At 33.1% G+C, this 17,969-nt stretch carries 18 protein-coding genes and 2 pseudogenes; 8 read left to right on the top strand and 12 right to left on the bottom strand.

What is annotated here, in order from left to right:
• The first annotated feature begins 179 nt into the window (after nt 1-179).
• From BR72_RS06980 to BR72_RS06990, 3 genes are read left to right on the top strand one after another with little or no spacing between them, the layout of a single operon-like run.
• Nucleotides 180-1,142 (top strand): AAA family ATPase, encoded by a 963-nt coding sequence (locus BR72_RS06980; RefSeq protein WP_035431358.1) that lies wholly within the window; start codon nt 180-182, stop codon nt 1,140-1,142.
• The gene (locus tag BR72_RS06985; protein WP_035431360.1) at nt 1,142-2,356 is read left to right on the top strand and encodes a DUF58 domain-containing protein; all 1,215 of its coding nucleotides are present in this window, start codon (nt 1,142-1,144) and stop codon (nt 2,354-2,356) included. Before BR72_RS06980 ends, BR72_RS06985 begins: the two co-directional genes overlap by 1 nt.
• Nucleotides 2,353-4,581 carry a transglutaminase TgpA family protein gene (locus BR72_RS06990; protein WP_035431362.1) on the top strand — a complete coding sequence of 743 codons (2,229 nt, stop codon included), beginning with the start codon at nt 2,353-2,355 and terminating at the stop codon, nt 4,579-4,581. The genes BR72_RS06985 and BR72_RS06990 overlap by 4 nt, the downstream gene beginning before the upstream one ends.
• A 92-nt stretch (nt 4,582-4,673) precedes the next feature.
• Here BR72_RS06990 and BR72_RS27005 read toward each other — a convergent pair whose 3' ends face one another.
• From BR72_RS27005 to BR72_RS07005, 3 genes are all read right to left on the bottom strand, one after another.
• Nucleotides 4,674-5,102 carry a hypothetical protein gene (locus BR72_RS27005; protein ID WP_231559681.1) on the bottom strand — a complete coding sequence of 143 codons (429 nt, stop codon included), beginning with the start codon at nt 5,100-5,102 and terminating at the stop codon, nt 4,674-4,676.
• Nucleotides 5,103-5,148: 46 nt separating this feature from the next.
• A complete protein-coding gene (locus BR72_RS07000; RefSeq protein ID WP_035431364.1) occupies nt 5,149-5,625 on the bottom strand; it encodes a DinB family protein in 477 nt (158 codons plus the stop codon).
• Between the two features lie 164 nt (nt 5,626-5,789).
• A complete protein-coding gene (locus BR72_RS07005; protein ID WP_035431366.1) occupies nt 5,790-6,347 on the bottom strand; it encodes an isochorismatase family protein in 558 nt (185 codons plus the stop codon).
• A 352-nt stretch (nt 6,348-6,699) separates the two neighbouring features.
• On the opposite strand from BR72_RS07005, the gene BR72_RS07010 reads away from it, so the two are divergent.
• Together BR72_RS07010 and BR72_RS25380 are read left to right on the top strand one after the other, a co-directional pair.
• Nucleotides 6,700-7,629 carry a GNAT family N-acetyltransferase gene (locus BR72_RS07010; protein WP_035431368.1) on the top strand — a complete coding sequence of 310 codons (930 nt, stop codon included), beginning with the start codon at nt 6,700-6,702 and terminating at the stop codon, nt 7,627-7,629.
• Nucleotides 7,630-7,960: 331 nt separating this feature from the next.
• Entirely contained in the window at nt 7,961-8,101 is a 141-nt protein-coding gene (locus BR72_RS25380; protein ID WP_081904810.1) for a YjcZ family sporulation protein, read from the top strand.
• Nucleotides 8,102-8,304: 203 nt separating this feature from the next.
• Here BR72_RS25380 and BR72_RS07015 read toward each other — a convergent pair whose 3' ends face one another.
• Entirely contained in the window at nt 8,305-9,648 is a 1,344-nt protein-coding gene (locus BR72_RS07015) for an aminotransferase-like domain-containing protein (protein WP_035431370.1), read from the bottom strand.
• 129 nt (nt 9,649-9,777) lie between these two features.
• Here BR72_RS07015 and BR72_RS07020 point away from each other — a divergent pair, with 129 nt between their 5' ends.
• Nucleotides 9,778-10,710, top strand: a complete 933-nt coding sequence (locus BR72_RS07020) for a DMT family transporter (protein ID WP_035431372.1) — start codon at nt 9,778-9,780, stop codon at nt 10,708-10,710.
• A 74-nt stretch (nt 10,711-10,784) separates the two neighbouring features.
• On the opposite strand, the gene BR72_RS07025 is transcribed toward BR72_RS07020, so the two are convergent.
• Nucleotides 10,785-11,198 carry a carboxymuconolactone decarboxylase family protein gene (locus BR72_RS07025; protein WP_035431374.1) on the bottom strand — a complete coding sequence of 138 codons (414 nt, stop codon included), beginning with the start codon at nt 11,196-11,198 and terminating at the stop codon, nt 10,785-10,787.
• A gap of 121 nt (nt 11,199-11,319) precedes the next feature.
• On the opposite strand from BR72_RS07025, the gene BR72_RS07030 reads away from it, so the two are divergent.
• Nucleotides 11,320-11,760, top strand: a complete 441-nt coding sequence (locus BR72_RS07030) for an Lrp/AsnC family transcriptional regulator (RefSeq protein ID WP_035431376.1) — start codon at nt 11,320-11,322, stop codon at nt 11,758-11,760.
• A 375-nt stretch (nt 11,761-12,135) separates the two neighbouring features.
• On the opposite strand, the gene BR72_RS07035 is transcribed toward BR72_RS07030, so the two are convergent.
• The 3 genes and pseudogenes from BR72_RS07035 to BR72_RS26300 all read right to left on the bottom strand — a co-directional run.
• The gene (locus tag BR72_RS07035) at nt 12,136-12,405 is read right to left on the bottom strand and encodes a hypothetical protein (protein WP_035431378.1); all 270 of its coding nucleotides are present in this window, start codon (nt 12,403-12,405) and stop codon (nt 12,136-12,138) included.
• 116 nt (nt 12,406-12,521) lie between these two features.
• Nucleotides 12,522-12,899, bottom strand: a complete 378-nt coding sequence (locus BR72_RS07040; RefSeq protein ID WP_035431467.1) for a hypothetical protein — start codon at nt 12,897-12,899, stop codon at nt 12,522-12,524.
• 428 nt (nt 12,900-13,327) lie between these two features.
• Nucleotides 13,328-13,467: pseudogene (locus BR72_RS26300) on the bottom strand (transcriptional regulator); the annotation flags it as partial.
• A 641-nt stretch (nt 13,468-14,108) separates the two neighbouring features.
• Between BR72_RS26300 and BR72_RS07045 the strand changes: the two are divergent.
• Nucleotides 14,109-15,134, top strand: a pseudogene (locus BR72_RS07045) (M14 family metallopeptidase).
• Nucleotides 15,135-15,545: 411 nt separating this feature from the next.
• Here BR72_RS07045 and BR72_RS07050 read toward each other — a convergent pair.
• Genes BR72_RS07050 through BR72_RS07065 form a run of 4 tightly spaced genes read right to left on the bottom strand, consistent with a single transcriptional unit; the run spans nt 15,546 to nt 17,884 of the window.
• Complete coding sequence (locus tag BR72_RS07050) at nt 15,546-16,313, bottom strand: ABC transporter permease (RefSeq protein ID WP_090996516.1); 768 nt, start codon at nt 16,311-16,313, stop codon at nt 15,546-15,548.
• Nucleotides 16,313-17,236 (bottom strand): ABC transporter ATP-binding protein, encoded by a 924-nt coding sequence (locus BR72_RS07055; RefSeq protein ID WP_035431380.1) that lies wholly within the window; start codon nt 17,234-17,236, stop codon nt 16,313-16,315. Before BR72_RS07055 ends, BR72_RS07050 begins: the two co-directional genes overlap by 1 nt.
• 11 nt (nt 17,237-17,247) lie before the next feature.
• Nucleotides 17,248-17,562 (bottom strand): DUF1048 domain-containing protein, encoded by a 315-nt coding sequence (locus BR72_RS07060; protein ID WP_035431382.1) that lies wholly within the window; start codon nt 17,560-17,562, stop codon nt 17,248-17,250.
• The gene (locus BR72_RS07065) at nt 17,555-17,884 is read right to left on the bottom strand and encodes a PadR family transcriptional regulator (RefSeq protein ID WP_035431384.1); all 330 of its coding nucleotides are present in this window, start codon (nt 17,882-17,884) and stop codon (nt 17,555-17,557) included. Before BR72_RS07065 ends, BR72_RS07060 begins: the two co-directional genes overlap by 8 nt.
• Between the last annotated feature and the right edge of the window lie 85 nt (nt 17,885-17,969).

Here is a 17,969-nt window from a genome sequence, read left to right on the forward strand (position 1 = left end):
CTTAATATAATAGTAAGAATTAAATCCCTCAACATTACAAATACTGATTACCTCCGAGATTACTATTCTACTGAAATAAAACGAAGGAACCGATTCTTACTTTGGATAAATTATTAACATACATTCTACCTATCAAAGTGAATGAACTAGAAAACGATAATAAAATTAGGAGGATTCCGATGACGCAGCTTGATTCACTACATCCCATTGTAGAAAAAATAATCAACAATATTGAAACATTAATGGTCGGAAAGCGAAAAGAAACGATCCTAGCCTTGACAGCTCTCTTAGCTGAAGGTCATGTATTATTAGAAGATGTTCCCGGTGTCGGGAAAACAATGCTAGTACGGGCTCTTTCTAAATCAATCGATGCCGATTACAAGCGAATTCAATTCACACCTGATTTACTGCCGTCAGATGTAACAGGTGTTTCTATTTATAATCCAAAAGAACTGCAATTTGAATTTAAACCTGGACCAATTATGGGGAATTTTGTGCTTGCTGATGAAATTAATCGCACATCACCGAAGACACAATCTGCCTTACTTGAAAGCATGGAGGAAGGCAATATCACAATAGATGGCATCACAAGACCGTTACCAAAACCTTTCTTTGTAATGGCTACGCAAAATCCGGTCGAATATGAAGGAACATATCCTTTACCGGAAGCTCAGCTCGATCGTTTCTTGTTGAAGTTAAAAATGGGCTATCCTACACCTGAAGAAGAATTTGAAATTTTGAACCGTATGCAAAAAGCAAATCCACTCTCTCGTTTACAAGCTATTACTACAATAGAGGAATTACTAAATTTACAACAATGTGTACAGGACGTAAGCATAGACAAATCAATTAAACATTACATTGTAAAGCTTGTTAATCAGACTCGTTCTTATAGTTCTATACAGCTAGGTGCTAGTCCACGCGGCTCAATCGCTTTAATGAAAGCTTCACAAGCTTATGCATTCATCCATGGCAGAAATTATGTTATTCCAGACGATGTAAAATTTTTAGCTCCTTACGTTTTAGCTCACAGACTCATTTTAAAAATGGAAGCGAAATTTGAAGGTATAACGGGAGAAAAAATCATCGCAAAAATCGTTGCTCGAACCACTGTTCCAACTCAAAGGACGATGAATTTTTGATGAAACGACTACTAGAAACAGTTTATCATGTTGCAAAGTTATTACTAATCCCTTTCTGCCTTGTCTTAACATTTGTGTATGCCATGCTGCAGGGAGGTTTTGTAAGCTGGTTTTTGTTTTACAGTACAATTCCTTTCTGCCTTTATTCATTACTACTTCCCTTCTTTGCATTACGGGACGTTGAAGTGAGTCGAATAACAAATCAAAAGGAATACATGGCCGGTGAAGCATTCTTAAGCACGATTACACTAAAAAGAAAACTTCCTTTTCCTATCCTTTATTTAATTGTGGAAGATGAACTACCACCACACTTTACAAGTTGTAAACAAACAAAGGCGAATAAGGTAATTCTCTTCCCTGGATTTAAGCGCCATATTTCGTGTCAATATGTCATTGACACAATTCCTAGAGGAGAGCACACTTTTTCGAGCGTACGTATAAAAACAGGCGATCTATTTGGTATTACTAAAATAGAAACAACTTTTTCAGTTTCTGATACGTTTTTAGTCTATCCTCGATATGTAGATATAAAGTATCGACAATTAGAAAATAATTTCGAACAAGGAGCACTTTCAGCAAATATACATTTAGCAAAGGACTCTACAGTCTCTGTCGGTGTCAGAGACTATATACCTGGTGATCGTTTTTCTTGGATTGATTGGAAAACAACTGCACGAACAAATAATATTATGACAAAAGAGTTTGAGCAACAGCGTAGCAATAATATCATGATATTTATGGACAGAACTCCATCTCCTCTATTCGAATCAGTCGTTTCGTTTACCGCCTCGATTGTGAAGGCTGTTCTAAAGCAAAATTCACCAGCCTCATTTGTGTCTGTCGGCAAAGAGCGAACGATTTTCCCCTTAGATAATGGAGATATTCAATTGCAACAAATCTTTTGTCATTTAGCGAAAGTACAAGCAGACAGCATATTCCCGTTCTCTAAAAGTGTAGAAATGGAATTAAGAAAAATGTATCAGCCAATCACAATTTTACTTGTAACAAGTGATCTTTCTCCCGATATTCAAAAAGCGGCTGATTGTGCAGCAATAAGAAATAGAAAATTAATGGTGTTTGTCGTAAAAGAAAAAGCAAACCAACTTTCACATCGAGAACTAAGTATGCTAGAAACTCTACAAAAACGAAAAATAATTGTAAAAGTGGTTCATGAAAACCATTATACGAACGTGTTTTTTGAGGTGAGCAAATGACAATATTTCAAGCGGAAAATCAACGGAACATGAGTAGACTCTTTATACATATATGCGGATTTCTTCTTTTACTAGAGTGGGTAAGACCGCTTATAGGTATTACAAATGTAGGTAGATTAGATATTTTTGTAATATTTATAGGGATTTGCTTCACTCTCTCTTTTTTTCAAATAAAATGGAAAATCCCGATGAAGATTGTAACAATCTTCATCATCATTAATTCTCTATATTATAAAAAAGCTTTTTTTAATCCATCTTGGCTGACAGCATTCTTTACTGATATTTCTCAAAACACGTCTCTATTTTTTCAAGGTAATTTACTGGATATTTCTCCAGTTTTCCCGACATTGTTATTTTTTCTATCATTTTGGTTTTTATCTTCACTCATCTCTTATTGGATGATTCATAAAAAACGTGGGTTGTTATTTCTATTTGTGACTATCATTTATATCTCGACTTTTCATAACTTCTATTTATACAACTCAAAATATGCGATTATTCGTACGGTTGTCATCGGCTTTTTTATGCTGAGCCTTTTGCAAATTGAACGGATAAAGGCAAGTGAACAATTACAACATTATGATAGACATCTCACAAAATTACTTAGACCTCTTGCGATATTTATTGTATTATCAACATCTGTTGCATACTTTGCTCCAAAATTCGGTCCTCAATGGACCAATCCGTTAAATTTTTTGAAATTCAACACATCAGAAGACAGTAAAAAACAAGAAATTTCTAAAATCGGATACGGTTTAAATGACTCGCAATTAGGTGGGCCATTTCAGCCAGATAATACAGTTGTTTTTACAGCGCAAACGCAAAACAAACAATATTGGAGAGTGGAAACAAAAGATTTTTATACAGGAAAAGGCTGGGAAGTTTCGGAAAATCCCAAAAAGCTTTCTTTTCAAAAGAAGAATGACGTCGTGAAATGGTATGAACAAAATACAAAAACAGAAGTATCTACAGCATCAATTACAATACAAAAAAGTTACCCTCATCTAATTTATCCGGCAGGTTTACTATCAGTTGAGGCTGCTACTGATGTATCATACAGAGTTGACTCGTTGTCAGAAAAAATTTATACGTTTAACGGAGACTCTCCTACTGCTATAAATTCGTATAAAGTAACATATGAAACTCCGCAGTTTTCTATAGAAGATTTAAAAGCTGTAAAACCGAATGAAGGTCATGAAACAAGTTCTTACTTCCTAACAAAGTACACACAACTTCCCGAATCATTACCACAGCGAGTAAAGGACTTGGCTGCCACCCTTACCAATGATAGAGATAATCGATATGATAAAGTATTAGCTATCGAAAATTACTTCACAAACAATTCATTTGTATACGAAACAATGAATGTCAAGGTGCCTGCTAAAGGTCAAGATTATGTAGATCAATTTCTTTTCGATACAAAAAGCGGCTACTGTAATAATTTTTCGACGTCCATGATCGTCTTACTTCGTGCCGCCTCGATTCCCGCTCGTTGGGTAAAAGGCTATACAGAAGGAACTCTTGACAATACATTTACCGGCTTAGAAGGTGATAACGTTTATTTAATTGCAAACAATAACGCACACTCTTGGGTCGAAGTATACTTTCCGGGATACGGATGGATTCCGTTCGAACCAACAAAAGGATTTACCAATCCCTATAATTTTATTAATAATACTCCTGCATCTACTTCACAAAATAGGGAAGAAACTAATTCTAACAACGGGCAAATACAGAAGCGGAACAATGAGGCAAGGCTCAAAAGTTTAATAGAAGATACAGATGTAGTCTCTACTAAAAAAATCACAAATTCTAATAATGGATTTTCTTGGTGGTACGTATTCCTCCTTGCGATACCGATTAGTATCCTGGGATATATTCTCTTTATTATTAGAATGAAATGGATTACATTTTTTATAATCCATTTCTATAAATACCGAAAAAGTGATACAGTATATCCGAAAGCCTACAATGCACTTTTAAAACAATTTGCAAGAATCGGTATTCCCCGTAATGAAAGTCAAACATTACGAGAGTACGCACTGCGCATCGACATACTTTACAACTCGACTGATATGCAACAACTAACTCTCAGTTATGAAAAAGACATGTATCAAAAAGAGCATGCCACAGCCGAGTGGGAAAAATCTGTACACTTATGGGAAGTACTTATGAAAAAATCGGCCTCTCAGCCGAAATCAACTGACTTCGATGTAGTGATTTAACTTTGATAAAGTGAGTTGAAAGAAAATGCCTCAAAGACTATGTTCTTTGAGGCATTCTTTTTAAGTTAACATAGTGGAGAGATAGCTAACTTCTAATCTCCTCCGCCATCTCCCCCACCATCTCCGGAACTACCACATCCGCTATCACTGCTACTATCACACCTATTATCATTGTCCCCAAATCCCCACGATGAATCTGAAGAACTATTTCTTGATTTTTTTCTTCTGTTCGTCTGCTTATTAATCCGATCTTCCTCCTCGAACAGTACAAACAATGCTAAATATAGAAATAACAATACTATCATTACTAGAAAAAGCAGCATCGAATCCAAAAAACTAGTAGGTTTAATTTCTATAAATAACACACTCCATATACACGCTGCTATTACTCCATATATTATTTTAGCTATCAATCTTTTTATTCTATTATACGAATTGGTTTCCGAGGCCATTTTTTGCATTCTAATTTTCTTCTGCCTTTGATTATATTTCTTTTGTTTTCTTTTTCTTTTTTTACTCATATTTCCCCTCATGTTTCATTATCATTAACTTCATCAATAATAATAACTATATTTTATTTCCTACAAGTTTTAAAAACTCCATAATTTGCTTAATATGATGGTTGTCATGTTCCACCATTCCTTTGAAATATTCATTTACTGTCATTTCATTTGACCCTATTTTGAAAGTAATCCCTAAATTTCTATCTACTAACAAATCAAATAATCTTTGTCTTGTTTTACAGACCTCTTGAATTAGTTGTACCTTATTAATTCCTGAATGTGCATACTCCTTTGCCAATCTGTTCATATTGTCTACATTCATGTTAGATTTTTGAAGTAACTCCCCATTCATCATTCCCTCAAAGCGTTCTTCTAATATATATCGATCCCAATACATGAAATGAGCGATAATTGCAGCCGGTGACCATTTCCCTTCGTAAATAGGACTAAAAAATATCTTTTCACTTACTACATCTAATGAATTAACAAAAGCGATTAACTGATTTAGTTCCCCAATAACAGAATGAGTTGAATTTTTCAAAATTCTCTTCTCCTTTGTCTTAAACACGTATAATCCCGTTCTAATTTTAGAACAGGGTTATACATGTTTTACTTCACCATATTTAAAACTATAACAATAACGCCTGTTTGCCAGAAATCAATAATTTTTGTCGCACTTTTCAAGTTAAATGAATGAATGGCTACTTAGCGGTAAGTGTCATGATTTGGTTGAAACAAATCCTCTTCGGTAGTCCGAACAACAGAAAAATTATCAACATTGTAATGACCATGAAGTATTTTATTGTGATGACTGATTATCTTTTCAGCAGATAGAATTGAAGAATCTGTCGTTGAATGGCCATCCCCAACTAAAGTTACGTCAAAATGATTCACCGTTGCAGTTCTAACCGCCGTGTCAATACAATGTTCTGTTTTACATCCCATCATAACAAGATGTTCAATCTCGTTTTCTTTTAAATAATCCATTAATGGTGTATCATAAAAGGCATTTGTAGCTGCTTTATCAAATATCTTTGCATCTACCGGTACATTTATTTTCGGGTGTATTTGAAACCCGGGACCTTTTCCTTCAGCAACATCCTTATCCCTAATAAAGACAATTAAAGTGTGTGACTCTAATGCCTTATTAACAACTAAATTAATGTTATCTAATAATACTTCTTTATTAAACACACTTTTTGTTTCATTATTACCATCAACTAATTCTTGTTGTACATCAATAATAAGCAAAGCTTGTTTCAATAGAAAAACCCCTTTTCTTAATAATTTTTACACATGTTTTCCATAACTTTCTTCACTGTAATATTCATAATATCGCCCCCTTTATCTGTTAATCTCATTTCGTTATCGAACTAAAAAATCCTCTTTTTCAATAAAAATATGCGCCCATAATACAATGACTAAATTATCTTGATGTTTGGTTTCGTTCATAAATAATTTTTAGTAATTTTTACATAGCATAATTTATACTCAATAAAAATAGAAACAGGATGTTTAAACGATCCAATCAGACCAACTAAAAACCAAAGTATATCTTTTTATGGTAATATGAGGAAGAGGAAGTAATTTACTTTATTCTAAAGGGGACGTTTAAATGGCAACAATAAGGATTAAGAAAGCATCTATTATAGAAGCTGAAACATTAACAGAGATATCAAAAAAGACCTTTAATGAAGAAGCAAAAAAATGGCTCCCAGACAAAGGGCGCATAACGGACTATAACATTCAACCACCAGGATATGCTTCAATTGAAATGACTAAGTATATGATCAAGGAGTTAAATTGCTTCAAAATTATATACAACGAAACGATTGTGGGTGGAATTATTGTCACGATTTCAGGTCAGTCTTTCGGGCGAATAGACCGTATTTTTGTAGATCCTAGCTATCAAGGGAAAGGCATAGGATCAAAAGTCATAACTTTAATAGAAAAAGAGTTTTCAAATGTGAGAACTTGGGATCTTGAAACATCTAGTAGACAAATCAAAAACCATTACTTTTATGAAAAAGTGGGATATAAAGCAACCTTTAAAACAGAAGATGAATATTGTTACATAAAGAGAATAGACGCTTCAGTGAAAGTAGAACACTTAATTGAAAATAAGGATATTTCAGATACCCAATATGAAAACTGTAATATGGCTAAGACAGAGTGTTATCAAGTAACTCTAAAAGGGAGTTCTTTTAGCAACAGTAACATGATGAGCAGCCATATTAATAACTGTAATCTTAGTCATTCAAAGTTTCACAATATAAATTTTAGAAACACATTATTTGCTGATTTAAATTTTTCTAACAGCGAAATGGCTTTAGTGACTTTAGATGGGGTTCGCTTCGCTGATACAAATCTTGAAGATGAAGATAATCCAATTACGTTTAATAGATGCAATCTTAAAGGTAGTAAAATCACTCATAGTAATCTTAGGAACGTGGAAATACAGCATAGTGATATAACAGGTATGAAGATAAATAATATCCCTGTTGCAGATCTTCTTGAATTGTATAATCGAGTATATAGAAAGTAATCAATTAATGAAGCATGCGGTTTTTCCGTTTCACTGGCGGTATCTCATTTATTCCTTTACCGTATTACATTAATCCTATATTTTTTAGTATGTTATAAACGTTAAAAAACGTACTAAAAGATTTCCAATCAATGAACACGTAATCTTACTCTTTTTGTATTACACTTGATTCACGGTGTTTAAAAGAATTGTTTTGTTTAATAAGCCGATTTCCAATTGACAATGTACATGCACTCTTTAACTCCACAACACATAATGTAATGTAAATCCGCTGTGTTATTTCAAGTTTGACTCTTATTGTTTGTTTCCTTATCAAAAGGAGGAATGTAGTATGGGTTTTGACGGTGGTTGTGGAGGCTTCCGGGGTGGATTCGCCTTACTAATTGTGTTATTTATCTTATTAATCATAATCGGTTGCTCTTGTTGGGGCGGCGGTTATGGCGGTGGCGGATACGGATACGGATGCTGCTAAGAGAAGGCACTCAATTCGAGTGTCTTTATTTATTTGTCTAGTATCTTCGCCCTCCCTTCGCTACAAAATGAAATATTGAAATAAAAAGAGCGATTTGCTGTACGCTCATTTTTGATGTCTTTTGAGTTCAAACTCTACATTGATAAAATAGCTTTATTAACCAAATTGTTTAGTAAAAAAGTTAAAATAAGCCTGCCTCTGAATTATATACGTTTCATTTCATCGATAATTTTACATATTCCCTCTTCAATCCATTCTGTTTTTACATTCGACACATTCAACTTCAATATTTTTTCTTTTGGAAACGAAGATAAATAATTTTTCTCAATCGAATCTACTAATACTTTATTCTGTAGCAACTTTCGGATAAGCGGTTGAACGATAACCTTCTTATTTAAAATGATGTGGGTATGCACACACGGCAAATTGGCATCATGATATTGAAACAGCTGTTTGTTCATACTATTCCATTCTTTCAAAGAAGCAGCTAGCCTCTTGGATCTTTCATAATAGGAAGCACGAATTTTTTGCTTATGCCGTTCAAACATCCCGCTTTTTATGTAAATTTCTAGAGCTGCTTGTGAAATCATCGAGCTATCAATATCTTGTAATTTTTTATATGTTAAGAAACTTTCAGTTAAACAATCAGGTATAACAGCAACACCAACGCGGAGCCCAGGAAAAATAACTTTAGAGTAACTTTTCAAATAAATAACATGGGCGGAATCATCATAACTATACATTGGATCTGCTTTAGCATCTCTTTCTAAATCTGCCAAATAATCATCCTCCACAATAAAAACATCATACTTCTTTGCTAAACGGACGATAGCTTCCTTTTCTTTCTTAGAATACGATGTTCCTAATGGATTTTGAAATCTCGGCATTGTATAAAAGAATTTAATATCTTCTGTTTTAAATATATATTCTAATTCGATCAAGTTGATTCCTTCGGCTGATCGTTCGATACCAATTACAGGTATACCATGCGTTTCTAAATATTCGATAAGCAAATGATAACTGGGCTGTTCAATTAGAATTGTTTTCTTTTTATTTGGAAATGGAATAGAAGTTAACAAAGATAATGCCTGCTGCACACCTGATGTTATAATAATATTTTCTTCATTCGTAAATACTTGATAGTTTGTTAGTTGTCTTTGAACAATTCGAATTAACGATGGCAAACCTTTCGGAGTCCCGTAAATAAACAAGTCATTTTTATATGTATCAATTGCTTTGTTTATACAATGCTGGAAATCTAAATACGGAAAAATATCTGGATCAGGTGCAGATGATGCAAAGTCTATGACACTACTATGCCTAGCATGATTTTCATTTGTTTTTTTCACAACATAGTATCCGCTTTTCAAAACGGAGTATATCAAATGTCTTTTTTCTAACTCTTGAAGGGCACGAATAATGGTACTTTTCGTGCATTGATAGCGGGCACTTAAAGAGCGAATAGAAGGTAATTTATCGCCTTCTTTAAATTCACCAATTTGAATTAACTTTTCTAAATCATTAAAAATAATTACATACTTATACACGTTTACACCCCTCTCCTAATATTTTTGTACCGGTACAGATTGTATATATTTGTATTGTAGCACCCACAAGAAAACATTACCATTTACATATACTGGTCAGTAAGAAAATTGATGATACGAGGTGTGACTATGACTCAAACAAAAAAAGCATACGCCGCTGCAATTCTTTATACATCTATTATTGGTTTTTCATTTATGTTTGTAAAATTAACCCTTACCATTACAGGGCCGCTAGATACATTAGCTCATCGGTTTACTATTTCTTTTCTAACCGCATCAATTCCAGTACTATTCGGTTTTATCAAATTAAATGTTACACTTAAAAATATGCTTTCTATTTTACCTGTTGCCATTTTTTATCCAGCACTATTCTTTACATTTCAAGCATTTGGATTAGTGTATACATCTTCTTCGGAAGCAGGAATTATTCAAGCAACCATTCCAATTTTCACAATGGTATGCGCCTCTTACTTTTTAAAAGAGCGAACAACAATTTGGCAAAAGATTTCGCTTCTTTTATCCGTATCTGGGGTCATTTATATTTTTGCGATGAAAGGACTAGGCTCTCATATTACTAGTTTTACCGGTGTTATACTGATTCTCCTATCAGCATTATCGTCAGCTGGTTATAACGTTCTAGCACGAAAAATGACAAAACAAATTCGATTAATTGATGTAACGTATATGATGACTGTAATTGGATTTATTTGTTTTAATACATTATCAATCGGGAACCATATTGCAACTGGAACTATGCATCTATATTTTAAACCCTTTACAAGCCCGTTATTTCTCGCTTCCATTTTATATTTAGGAATTCTATCCTCACTCTTAACAGCATTCTTATCAAATTATGCTTTATCCATTGTAGAAGCATCAAAAATGAGTGTATTTAGCAATATGTCTACTTTAATTACAATGTTCGCTGGTGTAATCTTCTTACATGAAGAGATCGCATATTACCATATTATTGGAGCGATCATGATTATTCTCGGCGTATTAGGTACAAATTTTTTAGATGAAAAATTTGTGTCCGCGAAGAAGAAAAATGTTAGTTTGTAGAAGAAAAAGCCTGTTTTGACTTTAATCAAAACAGGCTTTCAACGATGTTAGCTGCTCTATTCATTATTTTATAACTACTCTTGTGCCTCTAATTTAAGTATCGCTCCAAAATATTGCGAAGCAGTCGTAAAAGCAATAAATGCACAAAGCTCACTTAATTCATCTTCACTAAAATATTCCCTCAAAATATCAAAAGTTGCATTCGATATATCTCCCTTTTGCTTCAAAAATACCTCTGCGAATCCTACGGCCATAGATATTTTTTCATTAAACTTATCAAACTCAGGTTTTCCTTTTGCTTTACAATACTCACAACCATTACTTTGTGCTAACGTTCTCCTTACTTGTTCCTTTAACTCAACAGATAGCAATCCCTCCTTTTCTAATACATCTCCTAATTGAGACCACCCTTTCATCACTTCTATGTTATGCCCTAACAGTCTCTGAAATGGTGTTTCTCCGAAATTTGATTCAATAATTCTTGCCATTTAAAATCCCCCCTTGTTATATTAATAATAGAAAATAAAATCATTAAATTACATTAAATCAATAACGAATTAACGAAAAATATTTTAAATAATTAACGAAAAAAGAGGATTTATTTTAAAAATGAAAATAGATAATATTGATAGAAAAATAATAGATGAATTACATAAAAATAGTCGGTTATCAATGAGTGAAATTGGCAGAAGAATTAATTTATCTTCACCTTCCGTAACAGAACGAGTAAGACAAATGGAATCATTTGGAATAATAAAAAGATATACTTTAGAAGTTGATTATGAGAAATTAGGTTTACCTATCCAATGTATCATAGAAGCAACGGTTAAAAATGGAGACTATAAATCATTTAAAAATTATATAGAGAAACTTCCAAACGTAGAATTTTGTTATCGTATAGCAGGAAATGCTTGTTATATGTTAAAAATGCAATTTGAAAATTTCGCCCAAGCTGAGGAATTCATTGATAATGTAAATCCAATTGCACATACTGTTACACATTTTATTTTTTCACCGATTCAAACAAATTTACGAATAAATACCGACTAAACATCTGCCTAAAAATTAATAAAGTTTAATACGGAGTAGCGTTACATCACCATCAAGCTAAGAAAATAGACCGACCCCAAAACGAAAAAATGTGTTTTTTTGTTTCAATTTAAGCACAACTTCAATTATGCTTCTCAGATAGTAATAAAATTGCAAGAATCTATCGATGGGATTAATGTGGCAAGGGTGTCTAAATCTATTTTATTATGCCATTCACAAGTTGATGAGTACTATAATTCGCTATTAGGCATTGTACATTAAGAAATATAGGAGTATGTTTAGGTTTAATTGACCTAGACATACTCCTAATCCTTTTTCCTCATTTGCCAATCTGTTTATATTTTTTTCAAACTTTGCAACAGAGCCTAATTTTGTCTATTCGTTTCGAATTGCTGCTGCAACCCCAGAAATCACTAATGAAATTACAGGGAATATAATATTCCAAGAGGACAAAAAAAATCCATTTTCAGGATAATAGTGTTTGAAATACCAAATTTCATATAAAGCATTTAAAAATAATGTTATTAAAGGGCCAATAAATATCTTTTTTACAAGAACAGATGCTAAAACACCTAATCCAATGACTATCAGTGGAATAATGACCAACTGCATAATAAAAGGGTCTATTGGCTCAATAACTTCCATAATATCCTTCTTTCCATTTATTAACGTTATGTTGTAATACATTATTTGTATTTATAACGCTACAACTTTCTTTAATTATATTTATTAAGTAGTAGATGATATGAGTTTAGAAAAAACTAATTGATATAAAATGAATCATGAGATACTGACATTAAATAATAGAAAATAGCCCCTAATATTCCAGTAGTAAAAATAATAAATCCCATATTGCGTATGCTTTTAATTTTTGCCTGTAGTCCATTGAATCCTGCTAATAACCCTGTTAAAGAGAATAGGATCCAGTATAGAATGGTTGGAATAGAAATAATTTTTTCTCCATCAATCCCCATACCCCAAAAAACAAAAGGTAGCACAACAAAGGAAAGAGTAAGTAATCCCATTATAACCGAGAATAATTTACGATATTTAATCCCTGTAACAATTAGGAAAATCCCACCGAAAATTCCACATAATACGAGAATAGGCATAAAGAAAATCCAAAGTAGACTCAAGATGTACATATATAATCTCCTTCTAGTTGATAAATTGTATTTCGGAAATTGTTAAATGATACATAATAATAAGACAAAGCGCTGCATCCTACTTCATAGGAACAATAGGACTTTTTAATTGCATAACATAGTCCGTTTAAGAGCAAGAGTGGTGTTTCCACACCTTCCAACGTACAACAGGTTAATTGAGTGACAGATTATGCTACATGTAATCATTACTGTACGCTCAAAGAAAGGGAAAACCCTCCTAATGTAGGTATGTTAGGAATGTACTTCATATGTAATTATTTATTTTTACATAATTCCATTTACTTTTCATGTATCTTTAGCAGTTGTTTTTCCTATATCCCTAGCAAAAGTTTTTGGGATAAAATAAGCACATCCTAATAATAAGGTCAGAGTTAACAACATTAATAAAATATTTTTATCTATGTATTCCCCTTCTCGATTTGAACAAGCTTTTTCTTTGAAATGCCGAGAACTTCATCCATTTTATCCTGCGTATACCTTTTTCAGTACGAATTAACTTTATTTTCGTTGAAATGATTTCGATTATAAGCTCCTTATTCACTTCCCCTCCCCTAAAAAGTAACTTGCGTATTGTTCAGTGTAATTTTACACCATCATTGTTCCTTTTTCAACCCAATTTTTTCCTAGACCTTAAAAAATCGACGGTCACCTAATGTTTTAATTTTTGTACATATCATCTTCTAACGAAAACACCCCCTGTTAATTACAAACAACATAATGTAGCGCAGAAATTTTTTATAATTAACAGGGGTGGAATTTTGTAGTGGAATATAAATAATTTCTGTTAAAATTACATATATTGGATGTTTTTTTGAGTCTAATCAATGTCTATACTACATACGTAAATTATTTTCTGTATCAAAAATGTAATTAGGAGATGAATATATGAATTTATATTCTGTTCGTATACGTGGTAATTCACACGAAAAATTACTCTTGTTAAAAAAATTCAATTTAGATTTACAATATCGTGTAGCGAAGAAAATAGACACGGATTCCTATGAAGTCCCCGGAATTCTAACAGATAATCAAATTGATAAAGTCAAACAGGCTGGTTATCACATAGAAGTTATTGATGATTTGAATACCATTACCAAGGACAGAAAAAAAGAAATATCTTCTGGCAATCGATTTGCTACTTCTAATCTCATGTCAGAAGCGGAAACAGTTCGTGGAGGCTATATGACAGTAGACGAGATAGAAACTGTACTCAAACAACTAGCCAACCAATTTCCAAACTTAGTAACCTTGATTAAACTTCCTAATCAAACATGGGAAGGACGTACTTCACATGCTATATGTTTAAAAGCTGGAACCAATTCAAATAGAACGGGAGTTTTGTTTACAGGTAGTGTGCACGCCAGAGAATGGGGCGGTTCCGATATATGTATCAACTTTTTACGGCAGTTAATTACAGCTTATCAATCTCACACTCCACTTACCTTTGGGAACAAAACATATACATTTGACCAAATTCGTAATTTTATGGAGAAACTTGACATTTTTGTATTTCCTGATGTAAACCCAGATGGGAAAAATTATTCACAGACAGCAGAGACAATGTGGCGAAAAAATCGAAATCCAAATACAAGTACAGGTGGTCAGAATTTAGGAGTAGATATCAATCGGAACTTTGATTTTCTCTGGAATAGTGGAATCGGAACATCGAATGATCCAGCAAAAGAGATTTATAAAGGCACAGTACCTTTTTCGGAACCTGAAACAAAAAATGTGAAGTATCTCTTAGATACTTACCCTAATATTCAATATTATGTGGATATCCATAGTCATGGGGGAATGATATTATGTCCTTAGGGTGACGATGATAATCAAGAAACGGATCCGAACCAAAACTTCCATAATCCAATTTTTGACGGAAAACGTGGAATAGCAAACGATACAGAGTATCGAGAATATATATCTAGTATAGACCAAAATACTTTAGTCAATTTGGCCACACAAATGAATAACGCTCTTCATGCTGTACGTGGTAAGTCTTATAATGTTCAACAAGGAATAGAACTATATGCAACGTCAGCAACTTCGGAAGATTACGCCTATAGTCGTCATATTATTGATTCAAATAAAAGTAAAGTTTATGCTTTTACAATAGAATTTGGTCAAGAATTTATCCCACCCTACGAGGAAATGTTACTCATTATAAAAGATGTAAATGCTGCAATGACAGAGCTTTGTTACACTATCTAAAATAACGCATAAATAAACAAAGAGAAGATTCAACAAAATGTAAATACTTGTTGCGTGATTTGGTTCCATTGCTACACAGACCCCAATACTCAATTTAAAGTATATTGATATTTCATGTTTTTAGATACTTTTTTAGTGTTGAATTCTATCTAATAGGTCCCATAAACGAACATTTATGGGGCTTTATTTACTTATATCCAAATAAAGAAAAATACAATGCAAATTCAGTTTCAAAATCATCATCAAAGAATAAGGGGCCAAACATATTATGCATAAATAATATGCTGGACCCCTTATATTTTAAGTTTTTTTGAATTTATGTCTTGATAATTTCAAAACAGTACATCTTTTTTATAACCGGTACGACTTTATTTCAAATCCACAAAAATTGAAATACATATTATTAATTACTTATACTCTCTTATAAACTTTCATTCCAAAAATATATGAAATTATTATGATTAGTACCATCCAACCAATTGAAATCCATAAATCATTTCCAGCAGCATGTGATTGAAGTAGATTTCTTATTGCTTGAATAATTGGCGTCATTGGTTGATTTTCTGCGAAGAGACGAACTAACTTTGGCATTCCATCGACAGGCACAAATGCAGAACTGACAAAAAGCATCATCAGTAAGATGTAAGAGAAGGAACTGGCTCCTTCAATACTTCCGGCGGCCAACGCAAAAGGTACTGAAAGCCATGTTAATGTAAGAGAAAAAAGAATAATTAAAAATCCTACAAGAAGCCATTCAGAAAATGTCGCATTACTTCTAAATCCAGCTAAAAAACCTACTATTAAAACTGCAATTATAGAAACTGACATAAAGATAACAGAAGCTAAAACGTGGCCACCTAATACGGATGATTTTGATATAGGCATTGACTTAAATCTGTCAAACATCCCTGATGTTTTATCTAAGTTAATTCGTAATGAAGTATAAGCTGATCCGCTGGCAATCGTCATTAATAAGATTCCAGGAAGCACATAATTTATATAATCCTCTTGAGACACTCCTTGAATTTGGATGGCTCCTCCAAATATATAAACTATTCCTAATAACATCATAACTGGCATAGCAATAACGGTAATAAGCGTGTCGATACTTCGCATATTATGTTTAATAATTCTATTGGCAAGTGCTAATGTATCTCCAAAACTCTGTATGATTTGCATTATTTTCTTCCTTTCGTAAGGGTAATAAATACATCATCAAGGGTTGAGGTTATCATTTTGAAGGTCTTGAGTTCAATATTTTCAGTTGTGAGGGCATTTAATACGTTTAAAGTTGTTGTTATCTCCTCTGTTAAATCAATGGAAATCTCATAATCTACTCTTTTTACAGGAGAATATGATTCTAAAAGTTTTAAAGCTTTCTCAGCGTCTTGATTTCGATTAAATACAAGTAGTAATTTATCTGCTCCAGCAATACGTTTCATTTCATCTGGGGGCCCTCCTGCAACAATTTTACCTTCACGTAAAAAACCTATTTGATCGGCTAAATAATCTGCTTCCTCTAAATATTGGGTCGTTAAGAAAATTGTTTTCCCTTGCGACTTCATTTCTTTAATCGTATCCCAAAGATCCTGTCTGCTTTTAGGGTCCAATCCTGTGGTAGGTTCATCTAGAAAAATGAATTTTGGATTCCCAACTAAACTCATTGCTAAGTCAAGGCGGCGTCGCATTCCTCCTGAATACGTTGAAACTGCTTTATCTTTGGCTTCAGTCAGATCAAACTTATCTAACAGGCTTTCTACAGCTTTTTTAGGATTTTGTTCATGTCGCAGTTTTGCAATCAAATGAAGATTTTCATATCCAGTAAGAACACCGTCAACTGTGGTATTCTGTGAACTAAAACTAAATAACTTTTTTACCGCCATAGGATTGTCAGCAACATTAATATCATGAATGGTCACCTTGCCGCCATCACTATTAAGTAGCCCCGTAACAATTTTTAGTAGGGTACTTTTCCCAGCACCGTTCGCCCCTAATAAGGCATAAATGGAGCCTTGCTTCACAGTGATACTGACATCTTTTAAAACCTCATTCCCTTTAAAACTCTTTTTTACATTTTTGATTTCAAGCACAGTTGGATTCATGGCTCGCTCCTTTATTCAATAGAATCTCTTAATTTCTTTCTTAATTTGTCAATCCATGTTTCTTCTGGAAACTCGGCTAGGAATGAGTCTGCAAATTCTGCTATATCATTTCCTACTACATCTCGTACGCTTAATCCATCACTGGCACTATTCTCGAACATCTCTAATATATTCTTTAATAGCTCCAACATGCCTGATCCCTTAGCAAAGTTCCACATATAATTTTCAATTGCTTTCATAGCCTTTTTGTATTCTCCAGGTAATTCATTCACTCTTTTTTGATATGCACGAAATTCCCGTTTTTCTTGAATCATTTTTTTAATCATTTTTTTGCTCCTTTATTTCATTCATTTTTTCTTCTAAAAATGACCAGCGTTGCCAAAAATCATTTAATTCTTGTTCTCCTTTCGCATTTAGTGTGTAGAATTTTCTCGCGGGTCCAAGCTCAGATTTTTTCTTCTCAATCTTCACGAGTCCTTTTTTCTCTATTCGAACAAGAATGGTATAGACAGTTCCTTCCACAATATCATCAAAACCTAACTCATTTAGATACCTAGTTATTTCATACCCATAGGTTTCACCTGTTTGAATCTTTTGAAGTACAACTCCTTCAAGAACTCCCTTAAGCATTTCAGTTAAATCCTTCATATTTCCTCCTCGCATCTACTTAGCATTACTTAGTACTACTATATAGTATTACGGAGTAGTTTATGTGTGAATTATTATTTTTTTA

It is taken from the genome of Bacillus sp. UNC322MFChir4.1 (genome assembly GCF_000746135.1).
Lineage (GTDB): Bacteria > Bacillota > Bacilli > Bacillales > Bacillaceae_G > Bacillus_A.

Excerpts from the sequence above, each read along its gene's own strand:
- BR72_RS06980 (WP_035431358.1), top strand. The coding sequence starts at position 180 with ATGACGCAGCTTGATTCACTACATCCCATTGTAGAAAAAATAATCAAC.
- BR72_RS06985 (WP_035431360.1), top strand. The coding sequence starts at position 1,142 with ATGAAACGACTACTAGAAACAGTTTATCATGTTGCAAAGTTATTACTA.
- BR72_RS06990 (WP_035431362.1), top strand. The coding sequence starts at position 2,353 with ATGACAATATTTCAAGCGGAAAATCAACGGAACATGAGTAGACTCTTT.
- BR72_RS27005 (WP_231559681.1), bottom strand. The coding sequence starts at position 5,102 with ATGAGTAAAAAAAGAAAAAGAAAACAAAAGAAATATAATCAAAGGCAG.
- BR72_RS07010 (WP_035431368.1), top strand. The coding sequence starts at position 6,700 with ATGGCAACAATAAGGATTAAGAAAGCATCTATTATAGAAGCTGAAACA.
- BR72_RS25380 (WP_081904810.1), top strand. The coding sequence starts at position 7,961 with ATGGGTTTTGACGGTGGTTGTGGAGGCTTCCGGGGTGGATTCGCCTTA.
- BR72_RS07020 (WP_035431372.1), top strand. The coding sequence starts at position 9,778 with ATGACTCAAACAAAAAAAGCATACGCCGCTGCAATTCTTTATACATCT.
- BR72_RS07025 (WP_035431374.1), bottom strand. The coding sequence starts at position 11,198 with ATGGCAAGAATTATTGAATCAAATTTCGGAGAAACACCATTTCAGAGA.
- BR72_RS07030 (WP_035431376.1), top strand. The coding sequence starts at position 11,320 with ATGAAAATAGATAATATTGATAGAAAAATAATAGATGAATTACATAAA.
- BR72_RS07035 (WP_035431378.1), bottom strand. The coding sequence starts at position 12,405 with ATGGAAGTTATTGAGCCAATAGACCCTTTTATTATGCAGTTGGTCATT.
- BR72_RS07050 (WP_090996516.1), bottom strand. The coding sequence starts at position 16,313 with ATGCAAATCATACAGAGTTTTGGAGATACATTAGCACTTGCCAATAGA.
- BR72_RS07055 (WP_035431380.1), bottom strand. The coding sequence starts at position 17,236 with ATGAATCCAACTGTGCTTGAAATCAAAAATGTAAAAAAGAGTTTTAAA.
- BR72_RS07060 (WP_035431382.1), bottom strand. The coding sequence starts at position 17,562 with ATGATTAAAAAAATGATTCAAGAAAAACGGGAATTTCGTGCATATCAA.
- BR72_RS07065 (WP_035431384.1), bottom strand. The coding sequence starts at position 17,884 with ATGAAGGATTTAACTGAAATGCTTAAGGGAGTTCTTGAAGGAGTTGTA.